Annotated in this window: 16 protein-coding genes and 1 tRNA gene; 8 read left to right on the top strand and 9 right to left on the bottom strand. The window is 67.9% G+C overall.

From position 1 onward, the window contains the following. Positions 1-23: 23 nt before the first annotated feature. A complete protein-coding gene (locus QP552_RS20125; protein ID WP_286074515.1) occupies positions 24-2144 on the bottom strand; it encodes a methyl-accepting chemotaxis protein in 2121 nt (706 codons plus the stop codon). Between the two features lie 184 nt (positions 2145-2328). Here QP552_RS20125 and QP552_RS20120 point away from each other — a divergent pair, with 184 nt between their 5' ends. From QP552_RS20120 to QP552_RS20105, 4 genes are all read left to right on the top strand, one after another. Further along, the gene (locus QP552_RS20120; protein WP_049427226.1) at positions 2329-2784 is read left to right on the top strand and encodes an Rrf2 family transcriptional regulator; all 456 of its coding nucleotides are present in this window, start codon (positions 2329-2331) and stop codon (positions 2782-2784) included. Then, on the top strand, positions 2774-3691 hold the full coding sequence (locus QP552_RS20115; protein WP_286074514.1) for an NAD(P)/FAD-dependent oxidoreductase: 918 nt from the start codon (positions 2774-2776) through the stop codon (positions 3689-3691). The genes QP552_RS20120 and QP552_RS20115 overlap by 11 nt, the downstream gene beginning before the upstream one ends. Positions 3692-3801: 110 nt before the next feature. Further along, entirely contained in the window at positions 3802-5472 is a 1671-nt protein-coding gene (locus tag QP552_RS20110) for a SulP family inorganic anion transporter (RefSeq protein WP_111113160.1), read from the top strand. Beyond that, entirely contained in the window at positions 5469-6089 is a 621-nt protein-coding gene (locus QP552_RS20105) for a ParB-like protein (protein ID WP_286074513.1), read from the top strand. The genes QP552_RS20110 and QP552_RS20105 overlap by 4 nt, the downstream gene beginning before the upstream one ends. Before the next feature lie 120 nt (positions 6090-6209). Here QP552_RS20105 and QP552_RS20100 read toward each other — a convergent pair whose 3' ends face one another. The 4 genes from QP552_RS20100 to QP552_RS20085 form a co-directional block, all read right to left on the bottom strand. After that, on the bottom strand, positions 6210-7430 hold the full coding sequence (locus tag QP552_RS20100) for an RtcB family protein (RefSeq protein ID WP_286074512.1): 1221 nt from the start codon (positions 7428-7430) through the stop codon (positions 6210-6212). A gap of 56 nt (positions 7431-7486) precedes the next feature. Next, positions 7487-8611, bottom strand: a complete 1125-nt coding sequence (locus QP552_RS20095; protein ID WP_286074511.1) for a slipin family protein — start codon at positions 8609-8611, stop codon at positions 7487-7489. Between the two features lie 353 nt (positions 8612-8964). Further along, a tRNA-Gln gene (locus QP552_RS20090) sits at positions 8965-9037 on the bottom strand. A gap of 649 nt (positions 9038-9686) precedes the next feature. Beyond that, positions 9687-10643 (bottom strand): aldo/keto reductase, encoded by a 957-nt coding sequence (locus tag QP552_RS20085; RefSeq protein WP_286074510.1) that lies wholly within the window; start codon positions 10641-10643, stop codon positions 9687-9689. A 169-nt stretch (positions 10644-10812) separates the two neighbouring features. On the opposite strand from QP552_RS20085, the gene QP552_RS20080 reads away from it, so the two are divergent. The 3 genes from QP552_RS20080 (at position 10813) to QP552_RS20070 (ending at position 12682) form a co-directional block, all read left to right on the top strand. Beyond that, entirely contained in the window at positions 10813-11670 is an 858-nt protein-coding gene (locus tag QP552_RS20080; protein WP_286074509.1) for a methyltransferase, read from the top strand. A 70-nt stretch (positions 11671-11740) separates the two neighbouring features. Beyond that, a complete protein-coding gene (locus QP552_RS20075) occupies positions 11741-12034 on the top strand; it encodes a hypothetical protein (RefSeq protein WP_258394067.1) in 294 nt (97 codons plus the stop codon). Positions 12035-12142: 108 nt separating this feature from the next. Then, positions 12143-12682: a pseudouridine synthase gene (locus QP552_RS20070; protein WP_286074508.1), complete on the top strand. Its 540-nt coding sequence runs from the start codon at positions 12143-12145 to the stop codon at positions 12680-12682. 134 nt (positions 12683-12816) lie between these two features. On the opposite strand, the gene QP552_RS20065 is transcribed toward QP552_RS20070, so the two are convergent. Both QP552_RS20065 and hrpB read right to left on the bottom strand, forming a co-directional pair. Beyond that, on the bottom strand, positions 12817-13191 hold the full coding sequence (locus tag QP552_RS20065; RefSeq protein WP_106550656.1) for a hypothetical protein: 375 nt from the start codon (positions 13189-13191) through the stop codon (positions 12817-12819). A 212-nt stretch (positions 13192-13403) separates the two neighbouring features. After that, positions 13404-15908, bottom strand: coding sequence for an ATP-dependent helicase HrpB (gene hrpB, locus QP552_RS20060; protein ID WP_286074507.1), 2505 nt, complete (start codon positions 15906-15908; stop codon positions 13404-13406). Positions 15909-15975: 67 nt separating this feature from the next. Between hrpB and QP552_RS20055 the strand changes: the two genes are divergently transcribed. Further along, on the top strand, positions 15976-16773 hold the full coding sequence (locus QP552_RS20055) for a TatD family hydrolase (protein ID WP_111113185.1): 798 nt from the start codon (positions 15976-15978) through the stop codon (positions 16771-16773). Between the two features lie 74 nt (positions 16774-16847). Here the strand turns inward: QP552_RS20055 and QP552_RS20050 are convergent, their stop codons facing one another. Both QP552_RS20050 and panE read right to left on the bottom strand, forming a co-directional pair. Further along, positions 16848-17732 carry an NAD-dependent epimerase/dehydratase family protein gene (locus QP552_RS20050; protein WP_111113169.1) on the bottom strand — a complete coding sequence of 295 codons (885 nt, stop codon included), beginning with the start codon at positions 17730-17732 and terminating at the stop codon, positions 16848-16850. Further along, positions 17729-18667 carry a 2-dehydropantoate 2-reductase gene (panE, locus tag QP552_RS20045; RefSeq protein WP_111113170.1) on the bottom strand — a complete coding sequence of 313 codons (939 nt, stop codon included), beginning with the start codon at positions 18665-18667 and terminating at the stop codon, positions 17729-17731. Before panE ends, QP552_RS20050 begins: the two co-directional genes overlap by 4 nt. Between the last annotated feature and the right edge of the window lie 87 nt (positions 18668-18754).

The following is an 18754-nucleotide window of genomic DNA, read 5'->3' as shown; positions in this document are numbered from 1 at the left end:
CCGCTGGCCGGCAACCGGATCAATCAGGCCGCGCGCGCCAGCGCGTCCTTCGCTGCGGCGGTGGTCGACAGGTCGAACACATCCACTGCATCGATCAATCGGTTCGCCTGCTGTTCCAGGCTGCGTGCGGCGGCACTGGCTTCTTCCACCAGCGCCGCATTCTGCTGGGTGGTGCCATCCATCTGGATCACCGTCTGGCTGACCTGTTCGATGCCCGCGCTCTGCTCCTGCGAGGCCGCGGAGATCTCGGCCATGATGTCGGTCACGCGCTGCACCGACGCCACGATCTCGGCCATGGTGTCGCCGGCCTCGCGCACGCGCTGCGCGCCGTGGCCGACCTGTTCCACCGAGGCTTCGATCAGTGCCTTGATCTCCTTTGCGGCACCGGCCGAGCGCTGTGCCAGCGTGCGCACTTCGCTGGCCACCACGGCGAAGCCGCGACCCTGCTCACCGGCGCGTGCCGCTTCAACCGCCGCGTTCAGCGCCAGGATGTTGGTCTGGAACGCGATGCCATCGATCACGCTGATGATCTCGGCGATCTGCCGCGACGAGGTCTCGATCGCGCCCATTGTTGCCACCACCTGGCCGACCACGCTGCCACCCTGCGAGGCGACCGTGTGCGCGCCGATGGCCAGCTGGTTGGCCTGACGCGCGTGCTCGGCGTTCTGGCGCACGGTGGAGGTCAGTTCCTCCATCGAGGCAGCGGTCTCTTCCAGATTGGCCGCCTGCTGCTCGGTACGGCGCGACAGATCGTTGTTGCCGGCGGCGATCTCTGCGGCAGCGGTATGGATGTTGCCGGAGGCGTGCTTGATGTCGGTGACGATGGTCGCCAGCTGTGCAGCCGTGGTGTTGGCGTCGCCTGCAATGCGTGCGAACACGCCCTGGAAATCACCGTGCATGCGCGCGCCGAGGCGGCCGTCGGCAATCGCGCGCAGCATGCTGGAAACCTCGCCCAGGTTCAGCTCGGTGGTCTGCATCAGGCGGTTCAGGCCGTCGACCATCGCGCGGAAATCATGCTCGAAGCGTGCGCTGTCGCCGCGTTGGCTGAAGTCACCGGCGGCAGCGGCTTCGGCCAGGCGGCGGATCTCGCCGTTGATCAGACCGAGATTGGCCTTGGCCGTATCCAATGCGTTGGTGATCACGGCCTTCTCGCCGGGCAGGCGCTCCATGTCCTGGCTGAGGTCGCCGACGGCATAGCGGCCCATGATCGAGATCGCGCGCATCTTCACCTGGATATGTGCGTCGACCAGCGTGTTGCAGTCGGCCACCATGGTGCCGAAGGCGCCGGGGAACGCGCTGGCGTCCATGCGGTGGCTGATGGTGCCGGCCTCGTGTGCCTGTGCCATCGCAGTCTGCGCATCCAGCACGCCGCGCAGCGTGGACTGCACCGCCTGCATGGCTTGCGCGAGGCGTCCAATCTCGTCGCGGCTGCGCACCTGCACCACGTGCTGCAGGTCGCCGGCGGCCACCGCGCGGGCGGCGGCTTCCACCGCCAGCACCGGCTGCACCACCGCGCGTCGCAGCCACCAGGCCAGTCCCATCAACAGCAGCACCGCGGCCAGCACGGTCAGCGCCGCGCACAGCAGCAGGGTCTGCCGCGCCTGCTGCGAGCGCGCCGCCACTGCGGCTTCGGCCACCTGCGTGGCGTGCGTGCTCAGCGCGTCCAGCGCATTCGCCACCGGGCGATCCTTGCCGCGCACGAGGTTGTCGCCGGCAGCGGGATCGTAGCCGGCCTCCGCAAATGCCTGCAGGGCGGCGTGATAGTCCTTCTGCAACTGCGCGTGCAGGTCGATGAAGGCCTGTGCCAGTTCACGCGTGCGCGCGTCCGGACTGGCTGTGAGGCCCTTGGCCAGCTGCTCGACCAGGCGGCCCTCACTGTCGAAGGCGTCCAGATGGCGCTGGCGCAGCGCGTCGTCGTGGCCGCGCAGCAGCACGTTCTTCCATTCCTGCACCTGGCCGCGGAACTCGCGCTGCAGGCGTTCGGCGTCGCGGCTGTGCGCGACTTCGGGCGGAACCTCGGTGGAAAGCTTCAACCAGGCGGAGGCCAGGCCCGCCAGAGCGCACAGCAGGACCACGGCAAGACCAACGGAAACCGCGCCGAGCAGCTTGGACTGCAGGCGCGGAGCACGGACAGACGCATTCATGGGGAGGGACTCTCGGGAAGGGGCGATTCGGTATCGACCGGCGCCACTTCTCTCTGAAGTGCGACTTTGATCACATTCCCGTTTCGTTTAGTGATGTGAAGGAGATATTTCATAGGACAAATGTGTCCATATGGAACGAAAGAAGACCCTCGACAGGGGATTTAAATGTAACTATCGTTGTTACATGAAATCCGCGAACCCCCTTTCCGACGCCCTGCACGTGATGGCGCATCTGGTCGGCCATGCCGCCCCGCGCACCTCCGAGCAGCTGGCGTCGTGCCTGCCGACCCATCCGGTGGTGATCCGCCGCCTGCTGGCACAGCTGCACAAGGCCGGCCTGGTGCGCAGCACCCGTGGTCATGGCGGCGGCAGCCAGCTGGCCCGCGATGCCGCAGCGATCACCCTGCACGACATCTATCTGGCGGTGGGAGCGCCGCCGCTGGTGCAGGTCGGTACCCGCGACGCCAGCGGCGGCTGCCCGATCCAGCAGCTGGTCAACAGCGCCCTGCTGGAGGGCGCGCGCGAGGCACAACGGATGCTTGAACAGCGATTGCAGGCGACCACGCTGGACCAGCTCGGCGCCGACTTCGCCCGCCATCTCGCCCATCACCGTTCCCTGGAAGGTCCGCATGAATCCTGATGTGCTCATCGTCGGCGGCAGTTATGCCGGCATCGCCGCCGGCCTGATCCTGGCCCGTGCCCGCCGCCCGGTCACGGTCATCGACGCCGGATTGCCGCGCAACCGCTTCGCCAACCATTCGCATGGCGTGCTGGGGCTGGATGGCACCAGTGGCGCTGAGCTGCTGAAGACTGCGCGCCAGCAACTGCTGGACTACCCCAGCGTGCGCTGGCTGCACGTTGAGGCGGTGCAGGCCACCGCCAGCGCAGCGGGCGTGGAAGTGCGTACCGCCGACGGCCAGGTGCTGGCCGCACGCAAGCTGTTGCTGGCCAGTGGCATCGCCGACCAGCTGCCGGACCTGCCGGGGCTGGCCGAGCGTTGGGGCAGCACCGTGCTGCACTGCCCCTACTGCCACGGCTACGAAGTGGGCGGTGGCGCCATCGGCCTGCTTGGTGGTCACCCGATGTCCGCCAGCAAGGCGCCACTGTTCGCCGATTGGGGAAATGTCACCTTCTTCAGCCAGGGCCTGCCGATCACCGATGAGGAGCAGGCCGCCATGCAGCAGCGCGGCGTGCAGATCGAGACCACACCGGTGATGGGCGTGCAGGGTGACCAGCCGACCTGGCTGGAAGTGGAGTTGGCTGACGGCCGCCGCATCGCGCAACGCGCGCTGTTCGTGCCGGCACTGCAGGCAATGGCCACGCCACTGGTGCAGCAGCTGGGATGCGCGCTGACCGAAAGCCCGCTGGGCGTGCTGATCGAGGTCGATATGATGAAGCTCACCTCGGTGCCGAACGTGTACGCCGCGGGCGATGCCACAACGGTTGGCAACATCACGTTGGCTGCCGCCGAGGGCGTGCGTGCGGGCATCGGCGTGCACCACGCGCTGGTGGCCGAGGACAGCTCCGGGGTCGGATTCCCTTCGTAGAAGCGGCTCTGACCCCGAGGGACCGCATCCACGCATGGCGTGGATCTACTGACGCGGCATCCACTGCCCAACGCAGATAGTGGTTGCAACACCCCGCGCCCGGACCCGGCATGGACGAAGCGAACCGCCTCAGATCGCTCCTCGCACCGCTGCAGGGCCTGCGTGGCTGGCGACCGGCGCAGGCCACGCGTGACGCCATCGCCGGTGTGACCCTGGCGGCGATCACCCTGCCCGAACAGATGGCAACGGCGCGCCTGGGTGGCTTCGAGCCGCAGGTCGGCTTCTATGCTTTCGTCGGCGGCACGCTGGGCTTCGTGCTGCTGGGCCGCAATCGCCGGCTGACGGTCGGCGCCGATTCGACGATCACGCCGATCTTCGCGCTTACCCTGGCCGGCCTGGCCGCGCAGCAGGCCGGTGCACTGGCCGGAAGCGCCGTGGTGCTCGCAGTGCTGGTCGGCGTGTTCCTGGCACTGGCGGCACTGCTGCGTATTGGTGTGGTGGCCGCGCTGCTGTCGGTACCTGTGGTGACTGGGTTCCTCGGCGGCATCGCCGTGCACATCGCGGCCTCGCAGCTGCCGGTAGCGCTGGGCGTCAGCCTCTCGTCAAGCGAATTGCCCGAACGCCTGTACGAACTGCTGCGGGCGTTGCCGCACGCACAGCTGCTGCCGACCCTGATCGGCTTCGGCGTGCTGCTGGCGATGGCGCTGTGCGACCGGATCAATCCACGCATTCCCGGCGCATTGATCGCGGTGGCCATCGCCACGCTGCTTGTCGCCTCGCTGGGGGCGGAGCGACTGGGTGTAGCCACCCTCGGTGCGGTCTCTCCCTATCCACCTTCGTGGCAGCTTCCGCCGCTGGAAACCTTCACCACTCTGGTGCCGCTGGCGCTGCTGCTGACCCTGGTCATCATCATGCAGGTCGCCGCCGTTGATCGCGCGTTTCCCGGCGAGGAAGAACCCGACGTCAACAAGGATTTCCTCGGCGTCGGTGCCGGCAACCTGCTGTCGGCAGCGTTCGGTGCGTTCCCGGTCAATGCCAGCCCGCCGCGCACCGCGGTGGTGGTGGAAGCCGGTGCGTCCTCGCAGCTGGGTGCGTTGATTGCCGCGGCGCTGGTGATGCTGCTGGCGTTCTGCGGTGGCGGCGTGCTCGGGGCGATCCCCGAGGCTGCACTGGCGGGCGTGCTGCTGTTCGTTGCGGTGCGCCTGTTCCGCCTGCGCGTGCTGATCGACATCACCCGGCGTGCGCGCAGCGAAGCGCTGTTGGCAGCGCTGACCTTCCTGGCGGTGGTGTGCCTGCCGATCCAGTCGGGTATTGCGATAGGTGTGGGCCTTGCCCTTCTGCATGGCGTATGGATGATCGCGCACAGCCCGATGCTGACGTTGACCCGGCTGCCGGGCAGCACGGTCTGGTGGCCGGGCAACCGCGGTGAGAGCGAACCCGGCGTGACCGTGCTGGCCTTCCAGGCGCCGCTGCTGTTCGCCAACGCCGACAGCTTCAAGCGGCAACTGCTGGCCAGCATCGAAGCGGCGCCGGCACCGGGCCTGGTCGTGCTGGAGGGCAGTGCGATTGTCGAGATCGACTACAGCGCAGCGCAGACCCTGCGCGAGGTGATCGGCCTGTGCCAGCAGAAGGGCATCGTGTTCGTCATAGCGCGGCTCGGCTCGGTGCGCGCGATGCAGGCACTGGACCGCTTCGGTATCGCTGCGCTGCTGGGGCCGGAGGGAACAACCCACAGCGTGCAGCAGGCCGTTGATCACTACCATGCACGAGGTACGCCATGACCCGTATTCCCGAACCGCGGCTGTCGCCGGTCGCGATCCTTGAACTGCGGCCGACGCAGATGAGCGTGGGCCTGCTGGAAGTGCAGCGCAAGCGCGCGCAGTGGAAGACGCTGCCGAAAGACGACAAGGCGCGTTATCTCGGGCGGCACATGGTGCCGGTGGTGGTGGGACCGTCGAACCGGACGCACCTGATCGACCATCATCACCTGGCACTGGCGCTGCACGAGGAAGGTATCGAGCACGTGCTGACCGCCGTGCAGGCGGATCTGTCACACCTGCCGAGGAAGCTGTTCTGGACGGTGATGGAGCGCTATTGCTGGGCGCATCCGTTCGATGCCGAGGGCGTACGCCAGCCGCCGTCGGCGATGCCGAAATCGCTGCTGGACCTGGCCGATGATCCGCATCGCTCACTGGCCGGCGAGGTGCGCCGCAGTGGTGGCTATGCCAAGTCGGTGCAGCCGTTCGCCGAGTTCCTGTGGGCGGACTACTTCCGCCAGCGGATGACCCGCAAGCTGATCCGCCGCGATTTCCGCAAGGCGGTGACCACCGCCACCGAACATGCGCGGCACGCTGATGCGCGCTATCTGCCGGGGTGGTGCGGCGTCGAGCACGATTGAGTTACGGCGGATGCCGGAGGTGGTCGGCCGCGCTGCATCCACGCATGGCGTGGATCTACTGCTTAGCGGTCGCGCTTGATTGACGGGCGGTGGGTGCCGGCCTTGGCCGGCACCGTTCCATCATCCCTTCACGCACAGCACCTGCCGCAGCGTATGCACCACGTCCACCAGGTCCAGCTGGGCGGCCATCACATCATCGATCGACTTGTACGCCGCCGGTGACTCGTCCAGCACGCCGCTGTCCTTACGGCATTCCACATGCGCGGTGGCCTCGCGGTGCTGGGCCAGCGTGATCTGCTGGCGTGCAGCGCCACGGCTCATCACCCGGCCGGCACCGTGGCTGCAGCTATGGAAGCTGTCCGCGTTGCCCTTGCCGCGCACGATATAGCTGCGCGTGCCCATGCTGCCGGGAATGATGCCCAGCTCGCCCTCGCGCGCACTGACCGCGCCCTTGCGTGTCACCAGCAGTTCCTGCCCGTGGTGCGTTTCCTTCTGCACGTAGTTGTGGTGGCAGTTCACCGCCATCGCCGCCAGCTGGAACTTCGGCAAGCGGTGGCGCATCTCGGCCAGCACCCGCGACATCATCGCCTCGCGGTTCTGCCGCGCGTAGTCCTGCGCCCACGACACGGCCTCAACGTAGTCGTCGAACAGCGGCTCGCCTTCCATGAAGAACGCCAGGTCCTTGTCCGGCAGGTGGAAGCCGAGCACGCGCCGTGCCAGCTCCTCGCGCGCCTTCTCGATGAAGTAGGTGCCGATCAGGTTGCCGGTGCCGCGCGAGCCGCTGTGCAGCATCACCCACACCGCATCCGTCTCGTCCAGGCACAGTTCGATGAAGTGGTTGCCGCCGCCCAGCGTTCCCAGCTGACGGTCGAGCTTGTCGGTGCGGATCTTGCGGTGCCTGTCCTTGATCTTCTCCAGCCCGGCGGCCAGCCCGGACTGCACCAGCCGGGTGTGGATGCTGTCGGGCATGCGCTGGTGCTCGCCGCCGCGCCCGTTGCCGACCGGGATGCTGCGCTCGATGCTGTTGCGCAGCTGCCGCAGGTCATCGGGCAGGTCGTTGGCGCGCAGGGTGGTGCGCACGGCGGCCATGCCACAGCCGATGTCGACGCCGACCGCGGCCGGAATGATCGCGCCACGGGTCGGGATCACCGAGCCCACGGTTGCGCCCTTGCCCAGGTGCACGTCCGGCATCACCGCCACCCACGGCCCGACGAACGGGATCGCAGCGATGTTGCGCAGCTGCTCGTGGGCCTGCGCTTCCAGCGGAACGCCGTTGACCCAGCCCTTGATCGGCGTGGTGCCCTCGGCGTGCAGCCATTGATAGTTGTGTTGAGTGTCCATGTCTTCGTGTATGTCCTTGATGGGCCGGCGGCGCGTCCCTGCGCCGCCGCTACCCCCTACCTGATCGTCACCAGCTGCTTCAGCACGCCATCCAGGCCGCCAAACACGGTGAGCTTGTCGATCTTCTCGGTGACCTTCTCCAGCGCCTCCAGCTCCTTCAAGCGCATCAGCACCGGGTTGTCCTCGATCAGCTTTGCGGTGTTGAGCTGCGAACGCGTGGCGTTGGCCTCCTCGCGGCGACGGATCACGCTGGCCTGGGCCTGCTTCTCGGCCAGCACCACGCCGTTGAGGATCTCCTTCATCTCGCCCGGCAGGATCACGTCCTTGATGCCGACGCCGAGCAGGCGTACACCGTGGCCCTCGATCGCGGCCTGCACATGGGCGGCGATCTCGCCGTCCAGCGCCGCCTTGTCACCGAGCAGCTCGTCCAGGCTGCGTGCGGCGATCGCCTGGCGCAGGCCGAACTGCAGCTGCCGATAGATGAACTCATCGGCATTGCTGAGCGTGCGGTGTGCACGCACCGGGTCGACCACCTGCACGGTCGCGGCCAGGTTCACCCGCAGGGTCACCTTGTCGCGGCTCAGCAGCTCCTGGCCGGACACGTCCAGCGAACGCGCACGCAGCTCCACACGCTCCACCGACACGTTGCCGTTGAAGTTCCAGAACGCGTGCAGACCGGCATCCAGCGTCTGCCGCAGCGTGCCGTCGATGAACAGCAGGCCCACCGACTCGCTCGGCACGGTGCTGATCACCGCCACACGTGGCAGCACGCCCAGCTGGCCCAGGCGCTGCTGCACGTCCGCCGGGATGCGCGGCTCGTCACCGAGTGCCAGCACGCGCACCTGGGTGTCGACCGAACCGCGCCAGTACAGACGGCGGCTGCCCGGCGGCAGCACCTCGTCGATGCGGCCGTTGCGCAGCAGCAGGCCGACCTCGCCGGCGCCGACGTTGGCCAGCACGAAGTGCGTGTCCAGCGTCGCGCCCAGCGCTTCGATCAGGCTGTCCTGGTCGCTGCCGGTGTAGGCCGCGCCCTTCGATGCGTTGTGGATGTCCACCTGCGGGCGGCCGCCGAACAGCGACAGGCGGTGCACACCCGGCAGCAGGATCTGCTGGAAACGACGGTTGCGATACACCAGGCCGCGCTCGCCGTCGCCGATCACGACCTTGATGGTCCAGAACATGGGAGTCTCTCCTTGTATGGCTCTGGTGGTTCGACCCGATGGAATGAATGCCATGACCCGGGTCGAACAGGTCGTGGCAGGGCCGGCTGCACACCACGCGCAGCCGGCGGAAGAGGGCGGCCATCGGCGGACGGTCCACGCGCGGAGCCTGCGGTGCGTCATCGCCCTCGCTACCCTTCCTGCCGGCAGACAGCGCCGGAGCGGAACGGGAGCGATGGTGGTGACAGGCCGAGGCCCGGCGTGCGGTCCGTTGCCCTTCCTGTGGTGCCCGAAGGCGTTCGCAGGACCGGCGACGATGGCCGCTGGGGCTTGCGCCCCGGGTGTTGCTTCAAGTCATGACGTGAGAGGTCATGTGGTTTGGAGTGGGAGTCGAACCCACGACAGACGGAATCAGGATCCGTTGCTCTACCCTACTGAGCTATCCAGTGGTGAACCGCGCGGAATCGAACCGCGTGCCGGCGAACCGGCGCCTGCCTCCAGCAGGCGATCCAGGCGATGGCATGTCCGCGACCTCCGGCATACGCCACGGCAACGCCGCGCGCACCAGCCCGTGGTGGAAACGGGACCGTTGGAGAATCGAAGGTGCAGGCCACCGACATTATCGGCGAGCGATAATGTTTTGGTGCGATGCAGATAATGTCCAGGCGCTGCCGATCGCGCGAAGTAAATACTTCGGCGGGGCGGGAAAAGCCTGGGTCAGTGAGCGGCGGGTCGCCGCGCGGGGTGCAGTTCTGGCATCGCGGGTCCTTGTGCCGACGCAAACGAAAACGCCCCCGGGACTTGCGTTCCGAGGGCGTCGTCAGGCCTCGGAGATCGGGGTGGCCGATCTCCGCAGGGCGGGTATCAGGCCGTTGTCAGCTGGACTTCCTTGCAGAACGCGCGCGCCAGCCCATCCATGCGCAGGCATGGCAGCAGTTTGGCGATGGCGACGGAATGCGCGTTCAAGGGAAGTTTCCAGTGGTTGTTGAAACGAGGTGCGCACGATAAACCACGATTTAGTCGTGCGCAACCATTTTGTTCAATTATTTTCTTCGGTGTGTGTGTCATGCCGGCCAGCGGCCGGCACTACCGGGTCTCACGCTTCGGCGCTGGCGGCATCCAGCTGCGCGACATCCTGCACGCTCAACGACACGTTCGCCGCCGCCAGCAGATCGTGCAGCTGTTCGACGCTGGTGGCGCTGACGATCGGCGCGGTGATCGACGGCCGTGCGATCTGCCAGGCCAGTGCGATCTGCGCAGCGCTGGCGCCGTGCTTGCTGGCCACGTCATCCAGCGCCTGCAGGATGCGCAGGCCGCGCGGGTTCAGATAGCGCTTCACCACCGTCTCGCCACGCGCCGGGCTCTTGGCTGCATCGGCCGGCGTGCGGTATTTGCCGCTGAGGAAGCCACTGGCCAGAGCGTAGTAACCGATCACGCCGATCTGTTCGCGCTGCACCAGCGGTTCCAGTTCCTTCTCGTAGCCGGCTCGGTCATACAGGTTGTACTCCGGCTGCAGGGTTTCGTAACGCGGCAGCTTGTAGTCGGTGGAGACCTTCAGCGCATCAGCCAGGCGCGTGGCGCTGTAGTTGGAGGCACCAATGGCGCGCACCTTGCCGGCTTCGATCAGGCGTCCGAACGCAGCCAGCGTGGCTTCCAGCGGCGTCGACTCGTCATCCTCGTGGGCCTGGTAAAGATCGATGACGTCGGTCTGCAGGCGGCGCAGCGAATCCTCGACCGCCGCATTGATGTTGTCCGGGGTCAGGCCGGGGCGCTCGGCCCACTTCGCCACCTTGGTCGCCAGCACCACCTTGTCGCGCTTGCCACTGCGCGCGAACCACTTGCCGATCAGCGTTTCCGATTCGCCGCCGGCATTGCCGGGTACCCAGGCCGAATACACATCGGCGGTATCGATCAGGTTGAAGCCGGCATCGACGAAGGCATCGAGCAGGGCGAAGCTGGCCTTTTCATCGGCGCTCCAGCCGAACACGTTGCCGCCGAAGGCGAGCGGACGTACATGCAGGCCGGAACGGCCCAGTTCGCGGGTTGCCGTCATGGGCACGGACTCCTTGGGGGAAGTGCTCCAGAATAGAACGCGTTGTATGACCGTGCTGCGGCGACGGCCACAAAACAGTGTTCCGCGACGCGCACGCCGCTAACGTTTTGTGAACACCTGGGACGCTGCGACTGCTAGTCTCGCCGCATCTTCCGCTGGAGTCGTCCCGATGATGCCTGCTTCGTCCCTGCGTGGTTGCCGACTGCTGCTTGCTTCGGCGCTGCTTGCTGCTGTTCCCGCGTTCGCCGCACCGGCCACGGTGGCGCCCGCGAAGATCCAGGTCTCACCGGCCATCGATGCGGCGGTGAAGGCGCCCACCCGCGATGCCAACAACGTCAAGCGCGATGGCTTCCGTCATCCGGCGCAGACGCTGTCGTTCTTCAGGGTGGCTCCGGAAAAGACCGTCATCGAGATCACCCCGGGCAACGGCTGGTACTCGGAAATCCTGGCGCCGCTGCTGCATGACAAGGGCCATTATGTCGCCGCCGTGGTCGATCCGATGGCCGTGGCCGAGGGCCGCGGCCGCGACTACCAGCAGCGCAGCCGCGACAGCCTGGAAAAGAAGTACGCCGCTGCACCTGCGCAGTTCGGCAAGACTGCCGTGGTGGCCTACGATCCGGCCAAGCCGGTGTTCGGCCCGGCCAATTCAGCCGACGTGGTGCTGACCTTCCGCAACGTGCACAACTGGCGCAAGGCCGGCCAGGCACAGGGCATGTTCCAGGGCTTCTTCAACGTGCTCAAGCCGGGCGGCGTGCTGGGCGTGGTCGAGCATCGCGCCAAGACCGATGTGGCCGACGACGATGACACCGGCTATGTCGGCCAGCAGCAGGTGATCGCGATGGCCGAGGCCGCCGGCTTCAAGCTGGATGCGCGCAGCGAGGTCAATGCCAACCCGCGCGATACCAAGGACCACCCGAACGGCGTGTGGACGCTGCCGCCGACCAACCAGCACGACAAGGCCGACGACGCGAAGTACCAGGCGATCGGCGAAAGCGACCGCATGACCCTGCGCTTCATCAAGCCGTAAGGGGGTAGCGCCGGGCCACGCCCGGCGAGCGCAGCGGCGCTGCAATGGACGTACTGTGTATCCGCCGGGCATGGCCCGGCGCTACCGCCAATGGAGTGGACTGTTGAAAAAGGTGTTGTACATCGCCGTCGCCGTGCTGGTGCTGACGCGGCTGATTGATTTCGTGTTCTACGGCGGTCATGCACACGATCTGGTGGGCTCGCTGGGTTTTGCGGTGTTGTTCGCCGGCATCCTGCTGGAACAGCGCGCGCGTGCCGTGAATCCGCCGCCGGTCCGTCTGCGACGGCGGGCCAATGTCATCGCGGCGTGTGGCATCGCGTTGGTGCTGGGCTCGTTCCTGCTGGAGTGGAAGGTCTTCGGCTGAGCCCGCCGTAGCCTCCGCCAAGGAGACGCCCGGTAGCGCCGGGCCGCGCCCGGCGAGCAAGCTGCGCGGCGTGGGACAATGTGCTGTCCGTCGCCTGCCGTGCCCGCAATGCTGATCGCCTTCAACAAGCCCTTCAACGTGCTCTGCCAGTTCACCGACCGCAGCGTGCCGCCGCGGCCGACCCTGGCCGGGTTCGGTCTGCCGCCGCGCGTGTATGCCGCTGGCCGGCTCGACCATGACAGCGAGGGCCTGCTGCTGCTGACCGACAACGGCACGCTGGCGCACAAGCTGACCGATCCCAGGCACAAGGCCGACAAGACCTACTGGGTGCAGGTGGAAGGCACGCCCAGCGATGACCAGCTGCAGCAGCTGCGCGACGGTGTGGTGCTCAACGACGGGCCGACGCTGCCGGCGAAGATCGAACGCCTCGATCCGGCGCCGTCGCTGTGGACGCGCGATCCACCGGTGCGCTTCCGCAAGACCGTGCCGGACAGCTGGCTGGCGATCACCATCCGCGAGGGCCGCAACCGGCAGGTGCGGCGGATGACCGCGGCGGTGAACCTGCCGACGCTGCGCCTGGTGCGGGTGTCGATGGGGCCGTACCGGCTGGATGACCTGCAGCCGGGGCAGTGGCGGCAGATCGGCTGAAACGGAAAGGGCCGGATACCTTCCGGTAGCCGGCCCTCACAGGCTGAACGGGTCAGAGCCCTTCCTGCGGAAGGGATCCGACCCTGGATCGGGGTCAGACCCCTTCCGCAGGAAGGGCTCTGACCCGGGCAACCTCAGGCATCGCTGCCGATATCGCTGTGCTCGTCCACGACGGTGGCGTTGCGGCGGTCGCGTGCGCTGATGCGATGCGCCTGGCCGTCCACCAGCTGGCCATTGGCAGCCTTCTTCTTCTGCTGCTTGCGGTACAGCGCATAACCCAGCAGGCCAACCCCGACTGCCGCAGCAGCCACGGCCACCGCCGGATTGCGGCGCACGAACTTGGTCGCTGCCTTGCCACCGGTCTTCACCGCGCCGATGGCGGCGCCGGTCTTGATCCAGTCAGCGTTGCGCAGGCTGCCACCGGCGCTCTTCAGGCCATCGCCGGCGGTGTGGGCCAGCTCCAGGGCGCGCTCCAGAGCGCGGTCGGTGATTACGGTCAGCTTGCTCATGCGGGGGTCCTTTGCCTCGGGTCGAAGTCCAGTGTCGCGTGTTGCCCGTAAACGGTATGTCAGTCGGGGTGACACGTGGTGTGACTCTACCGCAGCCATTCAGGATCAGGCAGGGTGGGGTCGGATCGCTTTCCGTTGGGAAAGGGCTCTGACCCCAGCGCAATGTATGGGGTCAGAGCCCATTGCGATGCAATGGGATCCGACCCCGCCTCTCAGGTCCCGCGCGGCTTGGCCCGATGCGTCGCGGTCGCGGTCCACGGATCATCCGGCCAGGGGTGGCGCGGATAACGCCCCTTCATTTCCTTCTTCACCTCGGCATAGGTGTTTTCCCAGAAGTTGCGCAGGTCCTGGGTGACCTGCAGCGGGCGGCCGCCGGGTGACAGCAGATGCAGGGTCAGCGGTATGCGGCCATCGGCGATGCGCGGGGTGTCGGCCAGGCCGAACAGTTCCTGCAGCTTCACCGCCAGCACCGGTGGCAACGGCTCGCCACTTTCGCTGTCCAACGCGTAGGTGATCGGCCGTTCCAACCCGGAGGGAACGGTGATGCGGATTGGCGCATGGCGTTCGACCAGCTGCCGCTGCGCCCACTCCAGCGGCGACTTCAGTGCCTCGCCGAAACTGGCTTCATCCAGCGCATCCAGGCGGCTCTTGCCGGCGAACGCGGGCTGCAGCCACTGCGCGCGGTTGGCCAGCAGGGCCTCGTCGCCGCAATCGGGCAGGCCCAGCTCCGGCATCCAGTGCCGCAGTGACTCGACGCGAGCCTGCCATTGGCGCAGGCCCTCGGTCCACGGCAGCGCCTGCAGGCCGAGCTCGGCCACCGCGTCGGTCAGCGCCTGTGCGGCGTGCTGCGGATCGACCCGGCCGGCCGAGCGGCTGTCCAGCACGATGCGGTCGAAGCGGGTCTCGCGCAGTGCCACCAGGGCGCGGCGTTCGCCGTCCCAGCGCACCACATCCTCGGTGACGAAGCGCTCCGGCCACGCCTGGCGCAGAGCACCTTCGTCCGCCGGTGCGGCGCGCAGCAGCAGTGCATCGCGTGCTTCGAAGCGCAGTTCACTGGCGACCAGCCACGGTTCGCCGCGCAGGTCGCTCAGTTCATGCAGGCGTGCGCTGCGGCCATTGGCCAGCAGGTAGCGCAATGGATCGTTGGGGTGCTGGAAGCCGATCCGATCAGGGAAGGCGTGTGCGAGCAGGTCGCCCAGCTCATGGGCCTCGATGCTGGCCGGCGGTGTGGTTTCGCAGCGCAGGCGTCGGCGCCACTGCTTGGCGGCGGCATCGATGGCGGCCAGCCCACTGCGATTGGCGTCGGCCGGCGCACGTCCACCGCGAAATGCAGCCAGTGCCCGCCAGCGCGCTGCCAAGGCATCGCCGCCCTGGCGCAGTGGATCGCGCGCTTCCAGCAGTGCGGCCAGATCCGCCGCCAGTGCCTGCGCGCGTGCATCTGGTGCGGCCAGCAGCATCGCCGCCATGCGCGGGTGCGTACCCAGCGCCAGCACACGGCGGCCGAGCGCGGTGATCGCGCCGCTGCCGGACAGAGCGCCGAGCCGTTGCAGCAGTTCGCGTGCCGCGCCCATCGGGCCAGCCGGTGGCGGATCGAGGAAGCGCAGGTCGCTGCTGCCCCAGGCCGCCAGCTCCAGTGCCAGTCCCGCCAGCTCCACCTGGTCGATCTCGGCGCGGCGCTGCGGTTCCAGCCGCTGCGACTGCGGCCACAGCCGCCAGGCCACGCCTTCGGCCACGCGTCCGGCACGGCCGGCACGCTGGTCGGCCGAGGCCTGCGCGATCGCCACCACGTCCAGCCGGGTGAAGCCGCTGTTGGGGTCGTACCGCGGTTCGCGCGCCTGGCCGCTGTCGATCACCACGCGCACGCCGGGCAGCGTCACCGAAGACTCCGCGACGTTGGTCGCCAGCACCACGCGGCGGCGTCCGTCGTTGGCGGCCTGCAGTACGCGTGCCTGCTGCTCCACAGGCAGTTCACCGTGCAGCGCCAGCACTTCGACGCCGGCATCCAGCGATTCCTGCAGGCCAGCCTGCACCCGCGCGATCTCGCGCTGGCCGGGCAGGAACACCAGCAGGTCACCGGGGTGTTCGGCCAGGGCCTGCTGCACCGCGCGGCGCACCTGCAGCTCCAGCGCTTCATCGCGGCGCGCCGGGAAATGGCTGATCGCCACCGGGTAGCTGCGGCCCTCACTGCTCAGGCGCGGTGCATCGAGGAAGCGCGCCAGCCGCTCGCCATCCAGCGTGGCCGACATCACCACCAGGCGCAGGTCGTCGCGCAGCTGGGCCTGCACGTCCAGCGCCAGCGCCAGGCCAAGATCGCCACTGAGATGACGCTCGTGGAACTCGTCGAACAGGATCGCACCGACCTCTTCCAGCATCGGGTCGTCCTGCAGCATGCGGGTCAGGATGCCTTCGGTGACCACCTCGATGCGGGTGCGCGACGAAACCTTGTTCTCGAAACGGATGCGGTAGCCGACGGTGCCGCCCACCTCTTCGCCCAGCTGGCGCGCCATGAACATCGCGGCACTGCGTGCGGCCACCCGGCGCGGCTCCAGCAGGATGATCTTCCGGCCCTGCAGCCACGGCGCATCCAGCAGCGCGAGCGGCACCTGGGTGGTCTTGCCGGCGCCGGGCGGGGCTTCCAGCACCAGTCGCGGCTGCGCGGCCAGGTGCTGCTGGATCTGCGGCAGCAACGGGGAAATCGGGAAGAGCGGGGCGTTCATGTGCAAAGGATAAGGGGCCACGGCGGGCGCAGGTACAATGCGCGGGCACTTTTCCCCCGCGATGACCATGCACCTGATCGATATCGGCGCCAACCTGACCCACGATTCCTTCGACCGCGACCGTGACGCCGTGCTGGACCGCGCGCGCCAGGCCGGCGTGGTGCAGATGGTCATCACCGGTGCCAGCCGCGAGCACTCGCCGCTGGCCCTGCAGCTGGCGCAGCGGCATCCGGGCTTCCTGTATGCCACCGCCGGCGTGCACCCGCATCATGCGGTGGAATACACCGAGGAATGCGATGCCGAGTTGCGCGCGCTGCATGCTCACCCGGAAGTGGTGGCCGTGGGTGAGTGCGGGCTGGACTACTTCCGTGATTTCTCGCCACGCCCGGCGCAGCACCGCGCGTTCGAGCGCCAGCTGCAGCTGGCCGCGGAGAATGGAAAGCCGCTGTTCCTGCACCAGCGCGACGCGCATGCCGATTTCATGGCACAGATGAAGAACTTCGAGGGCCGCATCGGCCCGGCGGTGGTGCATTGCTTCACCGGTGAACGCGATGAACTGTTCGACTATCTCGACCAGGACTGGTACATCGGCATTACCGGCTGGCTGTGCGACGAGCGCCGTGGCGCGCACCTGCGCGAACTGGTGAAGAACATCCCGGCCAACCGCCTGATGATCGAGACCGACGCACCGTACCTGCTGCCGCGCACGCTGAAGCCGATGCCGAAGGATCGCCGCAACGAACCGATGTTCCTCTCGCATATCGTGGAAGAACTGGCACGTGACCGTGGCGAGGACGTTGCGGTGACTGCGGCCAATGCCACTGCTGCCACGCGCACGTTCTTCCGGCTGCCCGACGCCGGTTGATGGTAGTGCCGGCCGCTGGCCGGCAACAGCATGAACGCCGCAATCATCGCGCGATTGCCGGCCAGCGGCCGGCACTACCGGAGCAGGTCGCGCAGGCCTTCACGGTAACTCGGGAAGCGCGGTTGCCACCCCAGCGCCGCACGCGTGCCACGGCTGTCGATGCGCTTGTTGCTTTCGTAGAAGCGCCGCAGCGCCGGGCTCAGCACCGGGTCGTCCCAGGCCACGGCGGGCGGCATCGCAAATCCACCCAGCTGTGCAGCGAAGGCCAGCACCTCCTGCGGTGGCGCCGGCTCGTCGTCACTGGGCAGGTACAACCCTTGTGCGGTAGGGCACTGCATCGCGGCGATGATGACCGCGGCAAGATCCTGCACATGCAGGCGGTTGAACACCAGGCCGGGGCGAACCACATGGCGTGCGCGGCCCTGCGACAGCTGCAGCAGCGCATTGCGTTCCGGCCCATAGAGGCCGGGCAGGCGGAACACCGCCGAGGCGATGCCGCGTTGTCCAGCCAGTGCACGCCACTGTGCTTCCGCGAGCAGGCGCTGCACACCGATGGCCCCGGTGGCATCTGCAGCGCTGGTTTCGTCGATCCAACCGCCAGCGCGGTCGGCATACACCGAAGTGGACGACAGATAGCCGACCCAGCGCAGTGCAGGGCTGGCCAGCAGGGCGGGCAGCAGCAGGCGCAAGGCAGGATCGCCCTCGGCATCGGGCGGTACGCTGCACAGCACGGCGTTGGCGTGCGCGATCTCATCGAGCAGGTCGGGCGAAGGCGCGGTGTCGGCCTGCAAACGGTGCCGACGCAGGCCATCGTCGGGCGCCGCTGCCGGATCGCGCACCGTCCCCGCAACCTGCACGCCGCGCGCCTGCAGCTGCGTGGCCAGCACGCATCCGCTCCAGCCCAGGCCGAGGATCAGCACCCGCGCTGGCAGCACAGCGGCCTGCGGCTTGGGGCTCACGCGCTGCGCAGCGCCTGGTAGGCCTGCAGGCTGCTGTAGGCAACCTGCAGCAGCAGGGCTTCCTGGTCGGCCTTGCGCGCACGCGCCAGCATGTCGCCGACGATCTGCTCGGCTTCGACCTGCTGGCCTGCTTCCAGGTCGCGCAGCATCGATGCCTTCAGCGCAGATCCGGCCTGGGTCAAGGTGCCGCGCGCGGTGTCCTGCGCGCTGTCGGGAATCGGTTCACCGGCGGCCTCGGCGACGGCCAGGCACTCGTCGTACAAGCCACGCACGATCGCCTCGCCATCGTGGGTAGCGACGATGGTGCCGATATCGGCGCGCAGCAGGCAGGTGGCTGCGGCCAGCGCGGTCAGGAAGGTGTACTTGACCCACTGTTCCTGGCCGATGCGTTCGCTGGCCAGGTGATCAAGATTGGCCTGTGCGCAGGCGGCGGCGAAGGCACGCACGCGCGCGGAGATCGCGCCGCCATCGCGCTCGCCGAAGGTGAGCTTGGCTGGTTTGCCCAGATGCAGCACGGCGCCGTCGGGCGCCTTGGTGGCGCTGATGAAGCACAGGCCGCCGAGCACCGCCTCGCGGCCGAAGCGCAGATCCAGAGCGTTGTAGTGGTGCAGGCCGTTGAGGATCGGTAGCACCGTCGTGTTAGCACCGACTGCCGGCGCGATGGCATCGATCGAACTGTCCAGGTCGTAGGCCTTGCAGCTGAGAATGACCAGATCGAACGGCTTCTGCGCGGCGAGCGCGGGCAGTGCGTCGGCGGTGACGTGCTGCACCGGGAAGCGGGCATCGCCGATCGGGCTGCGGATGACCAGGCCATCGCGGTCCAGCTGCGCTGCGCGGGCGGGGCGCACGAGGAAGGTCACGTCCACGCCGGCCTGGGCCAGGCGACCACCGAAGTAACCGCCGGTACCGCCGGCGCCGAGGATCAGGATGCGCATTGCAGGTTCACCGTGTTCTGGGGGAATCAGAACAGCGATTGTGCAGGAGATTGCAGGTAAAAAAGAGCCGGGCATCTGCCCGGCTCT

Source organism: Stenotrophomonas sp. 59, from assembly GCF_030291095.1.
In the GTDB taxonomy this organism is placed as follows: Bacteria; Pseudomonadota; Gammaproteobacteria; order Xanthomonadales; family Xanthomonadaceae; genus Stenotrophomonas; species Stenotrophomonas maltophilia_Q.
The sequence above is the reverse complement of the archived record's forward strand: the minus strand, read 5'-3'. Positions and strand labels throughout refer to the sequence as shown.